This is a genomic window from Pseudomonas sp. gcc21, from assembly GCF_012844345.1.
In the GTDB taxonomy this organism is placed as follows: domain Bacteria; phylum Pseudomonadota; class Gammaproteobacteria; order Pseudomonadales; family Pseudomonadaceae; genus Halopseudomonas.
In genome coordinates, this window is record NZ_CP051625.1 from 2,299,070 (window position 1) to 2,317,724 (window position 18,655).

Sequence of the window (18,655 nt, forward strand, 5' to 3'; positions counted from 1 at the left end):
TGAAGAACCAGGCATTCCTGCCTGACACCGTACGAACAGGAGTACCGCATGAAGTACCGTCACCTGATTGCCTTGTTGTTTCCGTTGGCCGTCGCCCTGCCCGCGAGCGCCGAATGGCCTGAGGGCGCCAAAGCCCCCTTCGTTGCTGAATGCGTCGAGGGCGCTCAGGCAGAACATAGCGCAGCAAAAGCCAAGGCGTTCTGCGAATGTGCGGCCGGCGAAGTCAGCAGCGAGTTCAGCACCAGTGAGCTCGAAGAGATGGGCAGCCAGGACGCGATCGATCAAGGCACACGCCAGCGGTTGATCGAAGCATCCAGACGCTGCGAATCCGTCCTCCAGAGCTGAGTACCGTGACAGCTGCAGGCGGGCATCGGCTCCGCCGCACCTGTCCGACCACCCTATGCTGAGAGTCGGACTGATAGCCGATACGCATAATCTGCTGCGCGACGAAGCCGTTGCCTTCCTCAGGGGAAGCGACCATATCATCCATGCCGGCGATATCATGGATGAGAGCATCATCGAGTCGCTGCAAGCCCTGGCGCCGGTAACCGTCGTGCGCGGCAACAACGACCGCAGCGAATGGGGACAGCGCTTGCCTGAAACGGCGCATATCACGCTGGGAGAGACAGGGATATTTGTTATCCATGATCTGGCGGAACTGGCCATCGACCATGCCGACATGGGCGCACGGGTGGTTATCTCGGGCCACTCGCATAAGCCATCGATAACCGAACGTGACGGCGTGCTGTACGTCAATCCCGGCAGTGCGGGGCGTCGCCGGTTCAAACTGCCCATCGCCATAGCCGAGTTGACGATCGACGGCGAGGAGGTTTCCGCCCGTATTGTCGAGCTGCCTGTCCCGGCTCGCTAGGATCTGTTAGGGTCCGGGGTCTCTTCATTCAGCCAGGTGCCGCAGTATTTGCAGTAGCGCGCATTGCGCTCGTGCTCGCTGCGACCGCAGCCTGGGCACGCCTCGTCCGAATAGCGCTCCTGACGCAACGCGTTGATTACCTCCACGGAAAACACGCCGATCGGCAGCGCAATGATCGAATACCCTGTCAGCATGATCATCATTGAAATGAACTGCCCGAGGGGCGTAACCGGCGCGATATCCCCATAACCGACAGTGGTGAGCGTCACCACACCCCAATAGATCGCCCTGGGAATGCTGGTGAACCCGGCTTCAGGCGGTTCGATCAGATACAGCAACGACGAAAATATCGTTACCAACATCAACACCGAGAATAGAAACAGCATTATCTGTCCGCGGCTACGCGCCAGTGCGTCCAGCAGTAACCGCCCCTGCCCGACCAGCGACATCATTTCCAGCACCCGGAACAATCGCAGGGTGCGCAGCAAACGGATAACCACCAACGTCTGCGCGCCGGGTGCGATAAGCGCCAACCAGGTGGGCAGTACTGCCAGCATATCTATCACGCCGTAGAAACTTCGCAGATACAGCCAGGGTTTCTCCAGGCAATAGATACGTAAGGCCAGTTCAATAGTGAAGAGGACGGTTACTACCCATTCCAGCCGATAGAACAACACGCCGAACCGCTCATGAACGGACGCGACGCTGTCCAGCAGTACCACCGCGACGCTGATCAGTATCAGCCCGGCCAGAGCGATATCAAATCCCTTGGCCAGACGCGAATCGGACTCAAAGATGATCTGGAACAGCCTGGCCTTCAGCTGTCCACCTGCTGGCTTGAGCATTCACTCTTTCCTTGTCGATCAGGTTCCGCAGAAGGTACGCGCAACCACCTGTTCAGGCCGCGGCGGCATAGCGTAGCGGGCGTCCTTTTCATCATAGCGGCAGGGGCTCGCAAGCCGCTCGACCAACTGGTGAAACGGCTCGAAGTCGTCCTTGTCCGTAGCCGCGCGGATGACCTCCTCGACCAGATGGTTGCGGGGAATGAACACGGGGTTCAAGGCCAGCATCTGCTGCTGCCGTTCAGCCGCTGGAGCCGCCTCCGTCTCAAGCTGGGCGCGCCATTTCTCCAGCCATGGCTGCAGCGTGTCAGGCAGTTCGAAAATACCGGCAATACTGGCCTGATCAGGCCCCGGCGTCGGCCCGGCCAGCTCGGCCAGCCGGCGGAAAGTCAGCGTGTAATCGGTACCCGCCGCGTGCATGGCCTGCAAGAGCTCTGTCACCAGGTTTATGCTCTTGTCATTGGTGCGTGCCAGCCCGATCTTGCGCCGCATGAGTTCGTTGTAAGCGTCCAGATATTGCTTTTCATAAGCGTCAATCGCCTGCTGCCCGGCCTGCACCGCAGCGTCTTCATCCTCGTCAAGCAATGGCAGCAGAGCGCGCGCGAGCCAGGCGAGATTCCATTGGGCAATTCCGGGCTGATTGGAATACGCGTAGCGGCCGTGCTGATCGATGGAACTGAACACCTTGTCCGGGTGGTAGCTATCCATGAAGGCGCAGGGGCCGTAGTCAACGGTGTCGCCTGAGACCAGCATGTTGTCCGTATTCATCACACCGTGGATAAAGCCCAGCTGCTGCCAGTCAGCTACCAGGTTAGCCTGACGCGCAATCACCGCCTGCAACAGCGCCACGTAAGGGCGCTCGGCCTTGGCTGCGGCAGGGTAATGCCGCTTGATCACATGATCAGCGAGTATGTGCACAGCCTCCTGATCGTCCCGGCTGGCAAAATACTGGAAGGTGCCGATGCGAATGTGGCTCGAGGTTACGCGCGTCAATATCGCACCTGGCAGGCTGCGTTCACGGTGAACCTTTTCACCGGTGGTGACCGCAGCCAGGCTGCGTGAAGTGGCCACGCCAAGGGCCGCCATCGCCTCGCTGACGATGTACTCGCGCAGCACCGGCCCGAGCGGCGAACGCCCGTCCCCTCCACGCGAATAAGGCGTACGTCCCGAACCCTTGAGCTGAATGTCGAAGCGGCCGCCTTTTTTATCGATCACTTCGCCCAGTAAAACTGCACGCCCGTCCCCCAATCGGGGATTCCACCCGCCAAACTGGTGGGCGGCATACACGGTGGCGATCGGTTCCGAGCCCGGCGCCAGCTGATTGCCTGCCAGCACTTGCAGACCTTCAGGTGAATTCAGCCAGTCTGCGGAGATACCTAGCTGGCCTGCCAACGCTTCGTTGACGCGTATGAGTTGCGGTGCCTTGACCGGCTCAGGCGCCTGGCGTGTATAAAAACGTTCCGGCAACCGCACGTAGCTGTTATCGAATTTGGGGCTGCTGAACTGGCTCACTAATGCCTCCCGATACCATCAAGTGGATGGTTGAAGTGTTTCGGCATCCAGCGGTCGCTAAAGGTTCTACACCTGGCGCAACCGCTCTAAGGCGCCATCTACATAGAGTTTAACGACAAACCGGGGATAGGCCAGCGGCGTACAGGCGAAGTCGGAAAAGAGTTTCGGCAATTGCAGTGGCAGACCATCAAGCGCGGCAACGTGGTCCGCCGTTTTCGGGTTCTGGTTAAGCGGCGCCGGTCAGCGCAGAGCTGGACCGGCGCCCCGAGTCAATACTGCTCGATTCTGGCGAAGTTACCTGAGCCGGACTGAACGACATCGGCCTGAGCCATCGCTGAATCCTGAGTGACCTGCGCCCAGTTGGAGTCGCCGGTCTGGCTGACTGACAAACTGGCTTCATGGCCTTCGAAGCTGCCGGGATGAGATGTCTGGATCCAGTTGCCGGTGCCGTTCTGATCGATGGTTATGTCATTGCCCGAGCTTGAACCGTACATTTCCAGCTCATTGCCCTGGCCCTGCTGCACTGCGTCAATCATCAGATCCGAGCCATGCTGGTGCAGGGTGGCGTGGTTGCCCTGCCCACTCTGATCCAGCTGTATGTGATTGCGCCAGCCCCCCAGATTGAGCGAAGCGCCCTGGTGGATACCGCTCTGCTCGAGCCGAACGTACCCGTAATAGGAATACACAGTCGAAAATTCCTGGATGCCCGTCTGTCTGACCAAAGCATTGTGACCTTCGCCTGACTGGATCACGGTAGCCTCGTTCCCTTCGCCAAACTGGCTCATATCGACATAATGCCCGTTGCCTGCCTGGTCGATCAGCGCAGTCTGTCCAACGTGCATCTGGGTAACGAGCGCACGATGCTCGTTACCGGCCTGGGAAACAGTCAACGAGCTATCGCTGGCTGACTCATACTGCCAGATGTCGACCTGATTCAGCTGTCCAACCTGATCCACTGTGGTGCTGAGCGCTATCCCGCGCTGGGTGATATCGGCTTCGTTATAGCTGCCGTCCTGCCGTGTAAAAGCCTCGGTCAGCACGCTGTCGGTCTGGGTCGTGGTCGAACGGTTGCCTGCGCCGGTTTGCCAGACGCTGGCGTGCTGTTGTTCTCCGTCCTGATGTATTTGTGCCTGATTGAAATCATCGGCTTGTACTGAAACGGCAACCATTGCCAGGGCGAACATTACCCGTGTCTGATTCAAGTGGTGAAGGATCATCTCCTTACCTCCTGTTTTGATGGCTTGATTGAGCGAATCGTTCGCTTCCCGCCCCATCCTCCACGTCCTGCGCGGCCCCTGCATCCATCGAACGATGGAGATCGCCTAAAGCCCGCTTCACGGAACAGATATAAAAAGTGTCCTATGCTTTGATCGATTGTCTTTTGTGTGTCGATCACTGAATGCCGGCGCAGACATCACTTCCAACAACAAAAAGAGGATGTGGCATGAAGGCTCATGGCCCGCGCACGGGTGTCCGCTGCGCAGCACTATCACTTGTTTTTTCTCTGTCTTTGATCGGATGCAGTTCAGGTTCTGGCTCGGACGATGATCACCATCCTGATCCGGACCCTGGTTCCGAAGACGTATCCGAAGGTGTTTTTCTCGACAGCCCGGTGGCGGGCATCCGGTATGAAACGCCTAGCCAGAACGGCACCACTGACGGAGCGGGTGTGTTCAGATACAAGGAAGGCGAAACGGTCACTTTCTCGGTGGCGGGGATCGAACTCGGCTCGGCCGCCGGGCAATCGATTGTCACGCCGCAAACTGTTGTCGCGGATGCCGAGCACACTGGTGATCCGGCGGTACTGAACATATCGCGCTTTCTGCAATCGCTGGATGCGGATGGAGACCTGGCCAATGGCATCGGTATTACGCCGGAAATAACTTCCGCCATGGAAGCCAACAACACCTTGGGTTCCATGATCGACTGGGCAGACACGGAAAGCTTCGAGGCGGCCATGACCGGGCCCGAAGGGCTGTTGACGGCACTGAATGCTGAAGCGGTGTTCGCGGAGAATGCCCAGGCGGGCCAACGCGAGCTGCGTACCTCCCTTGAAGCCTGGACACACCTGCAGGATTCGCTCGATAAACAGGCCGGCAAACCCGTCGACACCTCGCTGCGGCCCGTGGTGTTCATCCACGGCGGCGCCGGTTCTGCATCGCAGTTCGAATCGCAGGCGCAACGCTTCATGGCAAACGGTTATCCCCGTTCGCATCTGGCTGTATTCGAGTATGACACCAGTAACCCAGCCGGGATCGCTGAGCCGGCCGTCGTAGTGGAGCGCCACGCCAGGCTTAACGCTCTGATCGATGAGCTGCTGCGCACCACCGGCGCCGAGCAGATCGACCTGATGGGCCACTCGCTGGGCACGGGCGTTAGCGCCCTCTATCTTGCGTCGCCTCAGCACGCTGCCAAGGTTGCGCACTACGTGAACATCGACGGGCGTGCTGCCGAAGCACCGCCTGGCCAGGTCCCGACGCTGGCGCTGTGGGGCCAATACGTGACACAGGAGATTACTGGCGCAGAGAACATTTACCCCGAGCCGGACGCTCCGGTCGGTCATATAGAAGTGGCGACTTCCGCTGACTCCTTCTCGCACATGTACCGTTTTTTCAACGGTCGCGAACCGGCGACCAACCAGATCCCTGAAGCAGAGGGCGATGCGGTATGGATCGCGGGCCGGGCAAACATATTTCCGCAAAACATCGGCGCTGAAGGTGCCACCCTGAGAGTATTCGAAGTCGATCCGGAAACCGGCGTACGCCTGGCAGACACCCCGGTTTATGAGCACGCGATTGACAGCAGCGGTACATGGGGTCCGATCCGCGGGGAAAAGCACGCCACCTACGAGTTCGGCCTGATTCGGGAGGTGGAAAATGCCGACCACTATTTCTATCGGGAAGGATTCTCGCAGGACAGCTATTTCGTGCGCCTGAATACCTCTCAGCCGGGAAGCGGGGTTGGCGCGCTTCTGTCGCGCAGTGCAGCGCATACGAACCTGAATATCGGTCGCGACAAGGAATTATGGGGCGATCAGGGAGAGGGTAACGATGTGCTTACAGTGAACGGAACGAACGTGATAACTGCCGAAACGGCTCCACTTCTGGACCGACTCAGCAGTCTGTTTCTGCATGACCGGGGCGCCGACCAGCAGAGCGAACCCGGGATACCCGACCCGACACTCGCGGCGGTTCCCTTTATCACCAGCGTGGATCTGTTTATTCCCGCCGCTTCTCCGCCTTATGACGTGATTGCCATTGAGCTGACGCCACGGGGCGGCGATGGGGCTGTCCAGCGCATCAACGTACCTAACTGGCCATCGAGTCAGGTGCGCTCGGTGTCTGTGCAGTTCAGGGATTACCTTCAGTAAAGATCCAGGCGCCCCGCATAACGGGGCGCATTTCCTATTTGCTCTTCTTGCCGTAGCCCTGGATTGCATCCAGCCAACGTGGATCAAGGCGGGGCTGGTCATCCACGATACCCAGTGCTTCGAGGCGCTGGCGATGCGCCTCTTTCTCGCTGCGAAGCTCTGCCAGTGCGCTGGTATTCCCATCAAGCTCGTGCATCTGTGTCAGTCCCTGATGATAGAAACGCAATAGCTTCATCGCCTCCGGGTTGTCGGCTGCCACCCCGGCCTCAACCTGATGCATCACATTGGTAACGCGCATCAGGCTGCGTTTGAGCTGCCAGCCGTAGCGCGCGGAGGCCATGAACGGCTTATCCCAGAGCAACCCGCGAACAACCACGCTGCTGATGAACAGTCCAACAAGCACACCCGCAAGATTCCACATGAAGTTGTTCCCGCCGGGTTCTCCGAAAAGAGCGACGGATACCGTCGCGGTTGCCATGGCGATTACCGCAAACAGCACCGCCACGGTCAGCGTGCTACGGCGCGTTTCCCGCCGGTAGGCTTCGGGATCGATCGGCTGCAGTTCAAACATTGGGCTTGCCGGATGCAATCTCACGAAACGCGGTGATCAATGTCTCAGGCTCCTGCGCACCGGCAATCATGTACTGCCCGTTGATGATGAAGGCCGGTACACCTGTAACGCCGGCCTGCCTGTAGCGCTCCTCATCCTCACGTACCGCTTCGGCATACTGGTCCGACTCGAGCACCCGTTGCGCGGCATCGCTATCCAAACCAACAGACTCCACGCAGCGCAGCAGAACATCCCGATCGCTTACGTTCTCGGCTTGACCGAAATACGCGTCAAAAAATGCCTGTTTCATCTGCGTTTGCAGGCCCTGCTCACCGGCCCATTTGACCAGCCGATGCGCATCGAAGGTATTGGCTGTGCGGCGCTGTTGCATCTTCTCGAAATTCAGCCCCAGCTCGGTGGCAATACTGACCATGTTCGCCTGGGCGGCTTCCATTTCGCTCTCGCTGCGCCCGTATTTGCGGCTCAGCGCCTGCAATATCGGCTCGCCTTCACCGGAAGCATCCGGGTTCAGTTCAAAAGCATGCCATTCGACAGTGAACGCCAGTTCGCCTTCGAGACCAGCCATCGCGCGCTCCAGCCGTGCATAGCCGATGGCGCACCAGGGACAGGCGATATCCGAGACAATATCGATGTGTAATGTGTTCATGAGTTGCTCCGGAAGGCTAGTAACCACGTGGAAACATGGTGGCAGTTGCGAAGGTTTTTTGAAACAGCAGGATGATCATGCGGACGTGCTGGAGGGAGAGCTGCCCGGGAAGATATCGAGCCGCTCGAACGCTCCGCTTCAATTCCCTGTTCGAAGCAGAGCGTCAAATGAATTATTGATTGATGGTCGCCAGATTGAACGCGCCAAGTTGGGTGACAATGGCCTGGCTGCCCTGTGATCTCTGCATGATCACCGCTTCATGGTTAGACCCGGTCTGGTAGATAGCGGCGTCGGCGTACGAGGCTCTTCTCTGGGTGAGGTCGGCTCTGTTCAAATCACCGTCCTGCTCGATCAGCGAGCTATTGTACTGCGCCACCTCCCAATCTGCGTCCTGAATGCTCCAGGCCACGTTCGTCGACCCGCTCTGCCTGATAGTCATGGTGTTGTACTCACCGCGCTGGCCCGCCATGGCTAGATGACCGTCTCCATACTGAGTGACGAATGCGTCGTTACCACCCTCCTGGGTGATACCCGCTGAATGATCGGTGCCATCCTGACTGAGCACGGCAAGCCCCCTCTCTGCTTCGTAAAACACCGACTGGAGAATTTCTGCATGATGCCCTGACCCGACCTGTAAGAAATCGACGACGGCACCCTGGCTGTAGCTATATTGGATCACGTCTGCCAGGTGTCCATCTCCGAGCTGCGCCACAGTCACCCAACCGGCCCCTCCTTCATCCACACTCTGGTTCACACTCACGCTATTGCTGATGCCTTCCTGTCTCGTAACGACTCCTGCGTTGGCGGAACTCTGGGAAATACGGGCAAGATGTTGAGCTCCAACCTGATGAACGGATACCTCACTTGACTCCCTTCCTGAGTCAACAAAAGCCTGGTTCGCATCACCAGACTGCGTGATGGTCGCCAAACCTCCGCTCTGACCGTACGCTCCGCCAGTAATGAGCGCGTCATTTCCGCGACCGTCCTGAATTGTTTGCGCGGTGTGCTCAGAACCAAGCTGGTGCACTGTCGACCTGTTCAACTCACCAGTCTGATCAATAGAAGCAACGTTACGCAGGACTTGTTGGTCCCAAAATCCGCTTTGCCTGATTTCCGCATAGTGAGCACTTCCGGTCTGCGTGATCTGAGCCTCCAGCTCCTCGCCCAGTTGAAAAATGTACGCCTGATTATCCTGCGCATAAGCGTTCGCTACGGCCAGCGTCAGCGCCGCACCAATAATGAGTCTGAATTTACACATGAGCTCTCCTGACGATATGAGTAACCTGCAACAGCTACTGCTTTAGCACTACGCCAGTGGGTACTGCTCTGGCCATACCGGATGACCGCGTTATATGTCCGGGGCTGGCTAACCGCGCATACGACTACCACGTAACGAGGCTTTAACCTCCAATCACGCCGGAGCAGGCCTGAACGCAGCCCAAAAAGGTCGGCTTGCCCGGTCTACTGCATGATGGTTGCCAGATTAGCGGCGCCCAGCTGTGTGATGGTCGCCTGACCGCCGGACAGTCCTTGGGTTATGAAGGCCTGATGGTCCATTCCGGACTGGCTGATAGTCGCTTCGAGGCCCGCACCTGTCTGGGAGATTTCAGCGAGATTCCGTTCACCGTTCTGGCCTATGACCACGCTGTTGTCGTCGCCGATCTGCGAACTGACCGCTGTATTAAACGCGCCCTGCTGAGTCATTGCCGAGCTGTTGAATTCGCCACGCTGCGTAATGCTCAGGTTGTGCCCCTCGCCCAGCTGATCAATTTCAGCCGTATTGTTGGCACGTTGCTGCATTACCCAGGCGGTGTGATCAACCCCAGCCTGACTGACCATAGCGACATTGTTACCATCCAGTGTGCCGTAGATTTCCTGGTGAACCTCTGCACTGTGCAATGAGCCAACCTGCATGACGGTGGCGCGGTTATCTCCGCCGCTGGACTGATATACCGCAGCGACATGGTCATTGCCCGACTGGTCCACCAGAGCCCACTTGCCAACGTAGTATTCGCCCTGATCGATAGTGACGCTGTTGTTCGTCCCCTCCTGTCGGGTAGATGCATAGTGAGCCCTGCCCACCTGGTAAATATCAGCGAAGTGACCTTCACCTGTCTGGGCCACCTCAACGGTGCTGGTCCGATAACTCTGCACAACGTTCGCAGTATTCAGATCGCCCACCTGGGTAACGGTGCTATTGAACAGGTCACCCTCATGCCTGATCGACGCCTGGTTACCCCTGCCCTCCTGAACGGTCTCGGCAGTACTGTACCCGGTCATATCGATAGCAGCGAAATTCTGAGCGCCGGTCTGGCTAATCGTTCCGATAGCGTCCATGAGCCCGCGTTGCTGAAGGTCTGCTTCGTTGGCATCGCCATCCTGCGTAATTGTGCCGTTGTGATTGACACCGTCCTGATAGATAGTCGCTTGATTGTCCTGGGCATACACCTGAGAAATAGCGAGCATAAGTCCGGCAGCGATAGCGCCTGATAGCTTGTACATGAGATTCTCCCGAGTACGTTTCAACCTGATTTGGCATTACCTTAAAAATTCGCTTCGGCTGTGTACCTGAACAGCGTCGCCTGCTTTACGGCTGACTGATTGTGGCCAGATTGGCCATACCCAGCTGAGTGATGATCGCCTGATTACCTGCTAACCCTTGAGTTATAAAGGCCTGATGATCTGCTCCGGTCTGGTTGATAACCGCTTCCAGCTGCGAACCAGCCTGAGAGACTTGCGCGAGGTTCCGCTCGCCGTTCTGCTCGATCAGAACGTCATTGGCGTCGCCCATCTGCGAGCTCAGGCCGTCATTCAGCCATCCGTCCTGCGAGATCAATACGGTCTGGGATTCTCCACTCTGGGTGATCGATGCGAAATGTTCGTCTCCGAACTGGATGATGCCGCCAATGTTCTTGGAGTAATCCTGCTCTATACGCCCGGTGCTACCAGTGCCCTCCTCCTGCTGGATAAAGGCGTCGTTTTCGCCCATCAGAAATTCTCCCAGCGTCTGGGTGATCTCAGCGCTGTGCAGTGAGCCGTACTGATAGATGGTCGCGCTGTTGTCGCCGCCGCTGGGTTGATACACCGCGGCCTCGTGATCAGTGCCTGATTGCTCTACAAAAGCCCATTTGCCTCCGTAATAACCGCCCTGCTCAACGACTACGCTGTTGCCGACACCTTGCTGTCGGGTAAAGGCATCGTGGGTACTGCCTTCCTGACGAACCTCGGCAAACTGCTGATCTCCCAGCTGAACTACCTGAGCCTTGTTATTCAAGAAACCCTGGGAGATTGCTGCCTCGTTTGCATGACCTTCCTGACCGATGGAGGCGGTAAACAAGCTGCCACTCTGCAAGACGCTGGCTACGTTTGCCGAGCCGGTCTGGAGGCTCTCCATGAAGTTATCTACGCCATTCTGAACCGCAGCTGCCCTGTTCTGGTCACCGACCTGATTAATCGATGCGGTGTCATTCCAGCCTTGCAGTTGTTTTACGTCGGCGTAATTAGCGGTGCCACTCTGGTTGATAATCGCCTCATGCTCTTCACCTTCCTGGTAGATGAGGGCCTGATTATCCTGAGCATGGGTTTGGGCGACAGCCAGCGTGAGCGCAGATGCCAGAACAAGCCTGAACACGTTCATATATTTCTCCTGACGCTAGGTGAGATGCCGGGACTTTCGCAGTCGCCTGCCGTTCCGGTATCTCGGCCAATTCAATGGCCGCGTTACATGCGCCGGGGCTGCCAATGCCCCACTGTTGGCTATCGAGTATTGTGGCCGTCTGAACCAAACATCCCATTTCAACAGCTTTTCTCGACCGTACGTGGCTCCGCGAATTACTGCTGGGTAATGGTTGCGAGATTGGCAGCGCCGAGCTGTGTAATGGTTGCCAACCCTCCCGACATGCTCTGGGTTATAAATGCCTGGTGATCGGATCCGGCCTGGGTGATCGTAGCTTCGGCTCCCCAGCCGGTTTGAGTTACCTCCGCCAGATTTCGGTCCCCGTTCTGGCCGATCAACGCCATGTTCGATTGCCCTGACTGGTAGCTTGAGGCCGTATTGAGCGATCCCTGTTGATTGATTATCGTGGTCACGAGTTCGCCTTCCTGCGTGATGGTGGCGCTGTGCTCATCACCAAGCTGAAAGATATTTGCAGTGTTGCCTCCACTGAACCACGGATCTCTCTGCGAAACCTGCGCGACATGGCCGGTGCCGTCTTGCTGGATCACCGCGACGTGATCGCCGGACAGAAGGTCTCCCGCCTGCTGAGTTATTTCGGCGGTGTGCATGGACCCTGTCTGATAAATGCCGGCCTCGTTGTAGCCACCGGTGGGCTGATATACCGCAGCGACATGATCGTTACCGGACTGGTCCACCATTGCCCGACTGTCAGCATAATATTCGCCCTGCTCGATTGTGACGCTATTATTTACACCCTCTTGCTGGGTCAGGGCGTAGTGACCTAAACCATCCTGATAAATATCCGCGAGATGCTGGTCCCCGAGCTGGACTATCTCAACCTCACTGCCGCGATAATTTTGGGTAACGAAAGCCTGATTCAGATCACCAATCTGGCTGACTGAAGCAGTGAAACCTCCGCCATGATCAATGATGGCTTCGTTGCCGTTACCCTCTTGAATTGTTTCGGCAACGTTCCCCCATTCTCCCTGGTCCGTTATTGCACGGTTCTGGTCCCCCGTTTGTTCAATGGTCGCGGTATTAAGCCAACCACCCACCTGGGATATCTCACCATAGTTACCGCTGCCACTCTGGGTAACAGTGGCTTGGTGCTCCTCTCCATTCTGCTCAATGATTGCCTGATTATCCTGCGCATGGGCTTGCATGACAGCCAGCGTCAGCGCGGCGGCAATGAGGTGTCTGAACTTGTCCATACGACTCTCCAAAAGTATCCAATGAACGCGCGAACGGAATGCTTCAGTACTGATGCACCAGAACGGTGGTGCTCTGGCCGTGCTGGACAATACTGCTGCGCTTGTCCGAACCGGCCTGTTCAATCAGCGCAAGGTTAGCCGCGCCAAACTGGGTAATGTCGGCCTGATTGCGTGAACCGGATTGAATGATCAGCGCGTCGCTATTCGAGCCTTGCTGGGTGATGGTCGCTATGTGATCGAAGCCGGTTTGCAGAATACGCGCTTCAAGTGCTGCGCCGTCCTGCTGGATGTGAGCGGTCAGCCCTTCCCCATTCTGTTGAATAGCTGCGATACGGTTCTGCGCTGCGGCCAGGTCGGCTGCGCCAACAAGCCGGGTGGGTGCTGGGCCCAACGTGAGTTCGGCCGGCGCCAGATCAGGTGAACCCTGGCTCGGATCGGCAAGCACGACGCCAGCGGTGCCAACACTGGCTGACAGCGAAAGGACCAGAGCAATAATCCGCTTCATTGAAGTCATCGCCATGCCCAAGACAAGGTGTGAGCAGCCATCCTGCGCCGGCTGGCTGCATCGCACATCCATCGAACGGTTGAATTTTCCGTCATACAACCTCAATTTCCTGCCACGCCTGCATTTGCCGGAACCGCCCCACGGTCAGCAACAGCCGTCTGCCATAGCCGGCGTTCAATGCCCTGATTGATCAGATGGGCGACCGCCGCTTCAATCGCCGAAAGCACGCACAGCTGCGCTGGCTCGTTGGTCGTATACCCCGCCTCAGCCTCAAGTAACTCCTTGAATTCAATGAACTTGTACACGTTCGCGCTGCGACCCACCGAGTAGATGGTCTTGGTGGTCATCACGTTCGACAACACCTGGCCGCTGCGTACATCCACTGCCCGAAGATTGACCGTGACCTGGTCAACCCGATATTCCTGCGATACCCCGATGCCCAGATAGCGCGCCCCGAGACCGCCGCTGCGCACGTTGGTCTCGTAGGCAACGATCGCGCCTTCCATGAGCAGATTGGCCGCGAGCAAAGAAGGCAGTCCGGTGGCAATATTGGCCGGCACGTCCGGCTGAGCCTGGGACGCGCGGATGATCTTGCGTTCATTGAGAACGTTCTGCAGGCCCTCGCGTTCCAGCACAACAAACCAACCGCTGGCCTGCATCGCATCAACCAGCATGCTGGCCGCGCCCTGCGTCACAGCCGTGGAGAATGAGCTGGCCGGGTTGGGTTTGTACTGACCGGTCTGATCACGAAAACCGTAGACTGCAGCCACCAGCCGGCCGCGCGGTTTGGGTAGATCCAGCAGATCCTGATAGGTCGAGGCGCGCGGGGTCAGGGTGGGCTCCTGCGGTTCGGCAGGCATGGATTCTCGCAAAGAACAGCCCTGCAGCAAAGCCAGGATCACGCATAAAGACAGTAGGTTTTTCATCCCTGTGGTGCTCCCGAGGTCAGTTTGCGCCGTAGCCGTTCACTTCGATTTCGGAGACTTCACCGGTGAGCAGATCGGTAATGTGAATGTTCAGGTTGCCGGAGTCGTTGATGATGTTGACGATGAAATCATCCGTGGTCAGCGAACCGGCATTGCCGTCGTTAACGTCTGCCAGCAACTGGGACAGCAACCGCCCTTCCAGTTGATTGGTAAAACGATCGAGTGCCGAGCCACCACCCAGCGACGACCGGTCCAGCGCATCCGGATCCTTGTAATCGTTCTGCGCCTGGGCGTTGCCGAGCAACCAGGCGCCGTTCAACGGGCTGCCACCGAATGACGGATTGACTGGCGTGTAAACCAGCTCTGTTGCGCTTGCCCCGGTAGCAACAGCAATGCCCAACGTGCATGCCAGCGACAGGCTGACGAGAGAATGTGCGCTCTTCATAGTTCGTCCTCGGCGAGATCGATAGGATCGGTAAACATGGCTTCGATCTTTCTGCGGTTGATTGAATCCACGACAAAATCGGCTGCGGCGTAAGCAGTGTCGCGTACGTCCGACAGGCTCGGTTGCATGAACTGCCGGTACAGCAATGTCCCGTCCTGCTCTACCCAGATCAGCACACCCCAGCGGGCGGACGGACGCTCCTTTATCACCAGGTTGAAATCAGGATCGCCAATATCAGTGATGCGCTCGGAAAAGTAGCGGTAGAACTCCTGGCCGGTTCGCGAAATGGTGTGGTCGATGATGAACCCACTCAATTCCGCCTCATCGGCCTGCGCAGACACGGCGCAACACAGAGCCAGTACCAGCCCCAGCACTTTCATCGCGAGCTGCCTTCGATATGCCCCAGCACCAGCGCTGCGCCCTGAGCGCGATTGGTAGCATCGAGTTTTTGCAATGCATGATGAATATGGCTTTTGATCGTATGGACGCTGAGATTGACCTGGTCGGCGATATCGGCATTGGATAGCCCGCGACCGGCAAGCGCCAGAACCTCGATCTCGCGCGCGCTGAGCAAAGCGATTGCCGCTGATGAGTGATTCATCCTCCGATAGCAATCCACCAGTTGCTGCATCAGACCACGGGGCAGCCAGTCACCCCCATTGAGGATCGCCTGGGTGCCCTTGAGGAGGTTGTCGCGGTGACTGCCGGGATAAAACACGCCCCGAATGTGCGGATGAAGCTGCAACAGCGCTCTGGCTAACGGTTCGTGCGTATTGATGAGTGCAAGGGGCGTCGCACCCAGCAGTGAGAAGACTGTCATGCACTGGTCGCGGGAATAACCATGGGCATCCAGCAACACCAGATCGCAGCGAAACCGCCGGAGCTGCTCTGGTTGATGAATCAGCGTGCAGTATCCCTCGCCCTGCAGATAGTGCCTGATGGTATTGCCGAACAGCGCGCCAGAGGACAGGACAACCAGCCGTGCAGAGGCGTGCGCTTTCGGGGCGATGCTCTGGATGTTGTTATTGTTGGCCGTCATGATCAAGACATCCGATATCTTCTATGAGGACTGCACCAGGGTATGTTCCCTACCCCCACTCTAGATCAGGATATCGATATCACTAGCTGGAACCCTTGAAACAGACCACTTGCCCGACGAGCTGCCGATACAGCCCGATTACGTCCGGGTCAGATCAAGGCCGACCGGCGGCGGATAATGTAGGCTATGCACCCCAAACACTCCCAACCCGGATTCTGATGATATGTACGGCATTCTGATACTTCTGCATATTCTCGGCGCAACAGTCTGGACCGGCGGGCACCTGATTCTGGCGTGCACGATACTCCCGAGAGTCCTGCGCGAACGAAGCCCCGCCGAGTTGATGCGCTTCGAGTCGGCGTATGAGCGAATCGGCCTGCCCGCCCTGGTCGTCCAGATCGTCACCGGGCTGATGCTGGCTTACCGGCTGGTGCCGGATCCCGCACGCTGGATCGACCCGGCCGATGTCGCCGGCCGGCTGGTCGGCATCAAGTTGCTGTTGCTCGCAACCACAGCCGCTTTCGCACTCGATGCGCGACTGCGGGTCATCCCCCACCTCACCGAAGAAAAACTGGTGTCCATGGCCTGGCATATCATTCCGGTCACTGTCATCAGTGTGTTGTTCCTAGTCGTGGGCGTTTCATTCAGAACCGGCTGGTTTTACTGATCCAGACAGCTCTGGCAGCCGCCGCGTGGCCTGGCCGCGCCGATGAACTGACCATCCGAGAGAAAAACTGTGGAGTACATCGGCATTCGACAGGTCTATCAAAGCATCGGCCCGCGTAAGGGCAGCATCAAACCATCAACAGCAAGGATTACCCTTTGACAAACGCGACCCTGTCCTTCGCGCTTATCGCTCTGATCGCTTTCGCCTGCCAGTGGTTTGCCTGGCGCGTCAAACTGCCGGCCATCCTGTTCCTGCTCGCCGCAGGTATCGTGCTGGGCCCCTTCGCCTCACTGGTCTCGCCCGACGAATTGCTCGGCGATCTGCTGTTTCCGCTGATCAGCCTGGCGGTGGCGGTCATCCTGTTCGAGGGCAGCCTCACGCTTGATCTGAACGAAATAAGAACGCAGCGGATGGTGGTGCGCCGCCTATTGGTGGTCGGTGCCGGTGTGACCTGGGCGATTGTGGCCGTGGCCGTGCATTTTCTGTTCGATCTTGGCTGGGAACTGAGCGTGTTGTTCGGCGCGCTGACTGTGGTTACTGGCCCCACGGTGATAGTACCGATGCTGCGAACGGTACGTCCCAACGCCAATATCTCCAATATCCTGCGCTGGGAAGGGATCCTGATCGATCCGATCGGCGCTCTGCTGGTGGTAGTGGTTTACGAGTTTATTGTGGCGCAAAGTCAGGCATCCGGCCTTGCGCACGGGTTTTTCACCTTTCTTCAGACCATCGCAATCGGCACCGTACTGGGTCTGCTCGGCGGCTGGTTCATGGGCTGGGTTCTGCAACGCGGCTGGGTACCCGATTATCTCAAGAACCTCGCCACACTGGCGCTAGTCACCACAGTGTTCAGCGTATCGGATACCTTCGCGCACGAATCCGGGCTGCTCGCCGTTACGCTCATGGGTATGTGGCTGGCCAACAAGAAGGATGTGCATATCGATGACATCCTGCACTTCAAGGAAAATCTCAGTGTCGTACTGATTTCCGGCCTGTTTATCCTGCTGGCCGCGAGACTGACGCTTGACGACATCACCTCGCTGGGCTGGGCGGCAATTATCCTGTTGCTGGTCATGCAGTTTGTTGCCCGCCCGGCATCGGTCTGGCTGTCTTCGATTGGCTCCACCCTGAACTGGCGTGAGAAGACGTTATTGTCCTGGATTGCCCCGCGCGGCATCGTTGCCGCGGCGGTATCGGCTTTGTTCGCCATCAGGCTGGAGGAAGCCGGGCACGAGGCTGCAGAGATTCTGGTACCGCTGACATTCGTGGTCATTATTGGCACGGTGGTGCTGCAAAGCGCGACCTCCCGCGGGCTTGCCAGGCTGCTTAAAGTTGCGGAGCCAGCGCCGAGCGGGTTTCTGATCGTCGGTGCCAATCCGGTCGCCCGGGCAGTTGGCGCGGCCCTGCAAGAACAGGGGTTTCGCGTCATGCTTACCGGTTCGCAGTGGGAACATATTCGCGAGGCGCGCATGGCCGGACTGCCTACATTTTTCGGTAATCCAGTCTCCAGCTATGCGGACCATCATCTGGATCTGGTGGGTGTTGGCAAGCTGCTGGCACTCTCCCCCGACCCGGCGATGAACGTGGTGGCCGGCATGCGGTACCGCACGGAATTTGGTGACCGGAACATCTATACCCTGCTGGCCGCCTCGCAAACCGACACGGCTGAGAAGCACCAGCTGGGTTCGAAACAACGCGGCCACACCCTGTTCACCGAGGACATGAGCTACAGCAAATTCGCCAGCTTGCTGAGCAAGGATTGGCAGATTCGTGAAACGCGACTGACCGCCGCGTTCGGCTACGAGGACCTGCTCAATGCACACAGCGACATCATTCCGCTGTTTGCCATCTCGCCCAAGGGCCGCATAGAAGTCATGACGGAGCACAGCGCACTGCGCCCCGAAGAAGACTGGAAGGTACTCAGTCTCACGGGCCCAAAGACCGAGAAGAAAAAGCTCCAGGCAAAAAAGGAGGAACACCGGGACAATAACGACCAGGCGGAGGAACAACCACCACGGGGTTAGCAGCGCAGACCGGAACGTCTCGCTTGCCGCCCGGTCAGACTCCCCATGGATATCAATGCATTTATCGACGCTCTGCAGTGGCCAGCCATGTTCGCGACGCTGGTCGCGGCTTACCTGGTCGGTTCACAATCCCGCAAAAAGCGCAACTGGGGCTTTCTGTGCTTCATCCTGAGTAACGCGCTATGGATCGCCTGGGGCTGGCACGCCCAGGCGTATGCGCTGATTGTTTTACAGTTCGGCCTGTTCCTGATGAATCTGCGTGGGACCCGAAAGAACTCGCCGGCAACAGACCCGTCCTGAAGCAGCGAACCATCGTCCATCGCTCCGTTATATTTGCCGGCGTTTTTCAG

The 18,655-nt window shown here is 57.9% G+C and carries 20 protein-coding genes; 6 read left to right on the forward strand and 14 right to left on the reverse strand.

Features of this window, described 5'->3' with window-relative positions; all coding sequences use genetic code 11:
• Nucleotides 1-48: 48 nt before the first annotated feature.
• Nucleotides 49-345 carry a hypothetical protein gene (locus HG264_RS10620; protein WP_169407623.1) on the forward strand — a complete coding sequence of 99 codons (297 nt, stop codon included), beginning with the start codon at nt 49-51 and terminating at the stop codon, nt 343-345.
• 58 nt (nt 346-403) lie between these two features.
• Nucleotides 404-871, forward strand: coding sequence for a metallophosphoesterase family protein (locus tag HG264_RS10625; RefSeq protein WP_218573062.1), 468 nt, complete (start codon nt 404-406; stop codon nt 869-871).
• Here the strand turns inward: HG264_RS10625 and HG264_RS10630 are convergent.
• From HG264_RS10630 to HG264_RS10640, 3 genes are all read right to left on the reverse strand, one after another.
• On the reverse strand, nt 868-1,716 hold the full coding sequence (locus tag HG264_RS10630) for an ion transporter (RefSeq protein WP_169407625.1): 849 nt from the start codon (nt 1,714-1,716) through the stop codon (nt 868-870). The genes HG264_RS10625 and HG264_RS10630 overlap by 4 nt on opposite strands.
• An 18-nt stretch (nt 1,717-1,734) precedes the next feature.
• Nucleotides 1,735-3,225 carry a YdiU family protein gene (locus HG264_RS10635; RefSeq protein ID WP_169407626.1) on the reverse strand — a complete coding sequence of 497 codons (1,491 nt, stop codon included), beginning with the start codon at nt 3,223-3,225 and terminating at the stop codon, nt 1,735-1,737.
• Nucleotides 3,226-3,494: 269 nt separating this feature from the next.
• The gene (locus tag HG264_RS10640) at nt 3,495-4,442 is read right to left on the reverse strand and encodes a hypothetical protein (RefSeq protein ID WP_169407627.1); all 948 of its coding nucleotides are present in this window, start codon (nt 4,440-4,442) and stop codon (nt 3,495-3,497) included.
• A 227-nt stretch (nt 4,443-4,669) separates the two neighbouring features.
• On the opposite strand from HG264_RS10640, the gene HG264_RS10645 reads away from it, so the two are divergent.
• Nucleotides 4,670-6,595 carry an alpha/beta fold hydrolase gene (locus HG264_RS10645; protein WP_169407628.1) on the forward strand — a complete coding sequence of 642 codons (1,926 nt, stop codon included), beginning with the start codon at nt 4,670-4,672 and terminating at the stop codon, nt 6,593-6,595.
• A gap of 34 nt (nt 6,596-6,629) precedes the next feature.
• Here the strand turns inward: HG264_RS10645 and HG264_RS10650 are convergent, their stop codons facing one another.
• From HG264_RS10650 to HG264_RS10700, 11 genes are all read right to left on the reverse strand, one after another.
• Nucleotides 6,630-7,166: a DUF3087 domain-containing protein gene (locus tag HG264_RS10650; protein ID WP_169407629.1), complete on the reverse strand. Its 537-nt coding sequence runs from the start codon at nt 7,164-7,166 to the stop codon at nt 6,630-6,632.
• Complete coding sequence (locus HG264_RS10655; protein WP_169407630.1) at nt 7,159-7,812, reverse strand: DsbA family oxidoreductase; 654 nt, start codon at nt 7,810-7,812, stop codon at nt 7,159-7,161. Before HG264_RS10655 ends, HG264_RS10650 begins: the two co-directional genes overlap by 8 nt.
• 172 nt (nt 7,813-7,984) lie before the next feature.
• Nucleotides 7,985-9,070, reverse strand: a complete 1,086-nt coding sequence (locus tag HG264_RS10660) for a hypothetical protein (protein WP_169407631.1) — start codon at nt 9,068-9,070, stop codon at nt 7,985-7,987.
• Between the two features lie 203 nt (nt 9,071-9,273).
• Nucleotides 9,274-10,314, reverse strand: coding sequence for a hypothetical protein (locus HG264_RS10665; RefSeq protein WP_169407632.1), 1,041 nt, complete (start codon nt 10,312-10,314; stop codon nt 9,274-9,276).
• Between the two features lie 85 nt (nt 10,315-10,399).
• Nucleotides 10,400-11,449, reverse strand: coding sequence for a hypothetical protein (locus tag HG264_RS10670; RefSeq protein WP_169407633.1), 1,050 nt, complete (start codon nt 11,447-11,449; stop codon nt 10,400-10,402).
• Nucleotides 11,450-11,643: 194 nt separating this feature from the next.
• The gene (locus HG264_RS10675) at nt 11,644-12,789 is read right to left on the reverse strand and encodes a hypothetical protein (RefSeq protein WP_169407634.1); all 1,146 of its coding nucleotides are present in this window, start codon (nt 12,787-12,789) and stop codon (nt 11,644-11,646) included.
• Nucleotides 12,743-13,204, reverse strand: coding sequence for a hypothetical protein (locus HG264_RS10680; RefSeq protein ID WP_169407635.1), 462 nt, complete (start codon nt 13,202-13,204; stop codon nt 12,743-12,745). The genes HG264_RS10675 and HG264_RS10680 overlap by 47 nt, the downstream gene beginning before the upstream one ends.
• A gap of 101 nt (nt 13,205-13,305) precedes the next feature.
• Nucleotides 13,306-14,130: a CsgG/HfaB family protein gene (locus HG264_RS10685; protein ID WP_169407636.1), complete on the reverse strand. Its 825-nt coding sequence runs from the start codon at nt 14,128-14,130 to the stop codon at nt 13,306-13,308.
• A 19-nt stretch (nt 14,131-14,149) separates the two neighbouring features.
• Nucleotides 14,150-14,575, reverse strand: a complete 426-nt coding sequence (locus HG264_RS10690) for a curli assembly protein CsgF (RefSeq protein WP_169407637.1) — start codon at nt 14,573-14,575, stop codon at nt 14,150-14,152.
• Nucleotides 14,572-14,955 carry a CsgE family curli-type amyloid fiber assembly protein gene (locus HG264_RS10695; RefSeq protein ID WP_169407638.1) on the reverse strand — a complete coding sequence of 128 codons (384 nt, stop codon included), beginning with the start codon at nt 14,953-14,955 and terminating at the stop codon, nt 14,572-14,574. Before HG264_RS10695 ends, HG264_RS10690 begins: the two co-directional genes overlap by 4 nt.
• A complete protein-coding gene (locus HG264_RS10700) occupies nt 14,952-15,614 on the reverse strand; it encodes a helix-turn-helix transcriptional regulator (RefSeq protein WP_169407639.1) in 663 nt (220 codons plus the stop codon). The genes HG264_RS10695 and HG264_RS10700 overlap by 4 nt, the downstream gene beginning before the upstream one ends.
• Before the next feature lie 223 nt (nt 15,615-15,837).
• Between HG264_RS10700 and HG264_RS10705 the strand changes: the two genes are divergently transcribed.
• The 3 genes from HG264_RS10705 (at nt 15,838) to HG264_RS10715 (ending at nt 18,605) form a co-directional block, all read left to right on the forward strand.
• Nucleotides 15,838-16,281, forward strand: coding sequence for a CopD family protein (locus HG264_RS10705; RefSeq protein ID WP_169407640.1), 444 nt, complete (start codon nt 15,838-15,840; stop codon nt 16,279-16,281).
• Nucleotides 16,282-16,436: 155 nt separating this feature from the next.
• Nucleotides 16,437-18,305: a sodium:proton antiporter gene (locus HG264_RS10710; protein WP_169407641.1), complete on the forward strand. Its 1,869-nt coding sequence runs from the start codon at nt 16,437-16,439 to the stop codon at nt 18,303-18,305.
• A 45-nt stretch (nt 18,306-18,350) separates the two neighbouring features.
• Nucleotides 18,351-18,605, forward strand: coding sequence for a hypothetical protein (locus HG264_RS10715; RefSeq protein WP_178102809.1), 255 nt, complete (start codon nt 18,351-18,353; stop codon nt 18,603-18,605).
• The last annotated feature ends 50 nt before the right edge of the window (nt 18,606-18,655 follow it).

Bases quoted from the DNA above. Each gene is read 5' to 3' on its own strand.
- HG264_RS10620 (WP_169407623.1), top strand. From the start codon at position 49: ATGAAGTACCGTCACCTGATTGCCTTGTTGTTTCCGTTGGCCGTCGCC.
- HG264_RS10630 (WP_169407625.1), bottom strand. From the start codon at position 1,716: ATGCTCAAGCCAGCAGGTGGACAGCTGAAGGCCAGGCTGTTCCAGATC.
- HG264_RS10640 (WP_169407627.1), bottom strand. From the start codon at position 4,442: ATGATCCTTCACCACTTGAATCAGACACGGGTAATGTTCGCCCTGGCA.
- HG264_RS10645 (WP_169407628.1), top strand. From the start codon at position 4,670: ATGAAGGCTCATGGCCCGCGCACGGGTGTCCGCTGCGCAGCACTATCA.
- HG264_RS10650 (WP_169407629.1), bottom strand. From the start codon at position 7,166: ATGTTTGAACTGCAGCCGATCGATCCCGAAGCCTACCGGCGGGAAACG.
- HG264_RS10655 (WP_169407630.1), bottom strand. From the start codon at position 7,812: ATGAACACATTACACATCGATATTGTCTCGGATATCGCCTGTCCCTGG.
- HG264_RS10660 (WP_169407631.1), bottom strand. From the start codon at position 9,070: ATGTGTAAATTCAGACTCATTATTGGTGCGGCGCTGACGCTGGCCGTA.
- HG264_RS10665 (WP_169407632.1), bottom strand. From the start codon at position 10,314: ATGTACAAGCTATCAGGCGCTATCGCTGCCGGACTTATGCTCGCTATT.
- HG264_RS10670 (WP_169407633.1), bottom strand. From the start codon at position 11,449: ATGAACGTGTTCAGGCTTGTTCTGGCATCTGCGCTCACGCTGGCTGTC.
- HG264_RS10680 (WP_169407635.1), bottom strand. From the start codon at position 13,204: ATGAAGCGGATTATTGCTCTGGTCCTTTCGCTGTCAGCCAGTGTTGGC.
- HG264_RS10685 (WP_169407636.1), bottom strand. From the start codon at position 14,130: ATGAAAAACCTACTGTCTTTATGCGTGATCCTGGCTTTGCTGCAGGGC.
- HG264_RS10690 (WP_169407637.1), bottom strand. From the start codon at position 14,575: ATGAAGAGCGCACATTCTCTCGTCAGCCTGTCGCTGGCATGCACGTTG.
- HG264_RS10695 (WP_169407638.1), bottom strand. From the start codon at position 14,955: ATGAAAGTGCTGGGGCTGGTACTGGCTCTGTGTTGCGCCGTGTCTGCG.
- HG264_RS10700 (WP_169407639.1), bottom strand. From the start codon at position 15,614: ATGACGGCCAACAATAACAACATCCAGAGCATCGCCCCGAAAGCGCAC.
- HG264_RS10705 (WP_169407640.1), top strand. From the start codon at position 15,838: ATGTACGGCATTCTGATACTTCTGCATATTCTCGGCGCAACAGTCTGG.
- HG264_RS10715 (WP_178102809.1), top strand. From the start codon at position 18,351: ATGGATATCAATGCATTTATCGACGCTCTGCAGTGGCCAGCCATGTTC.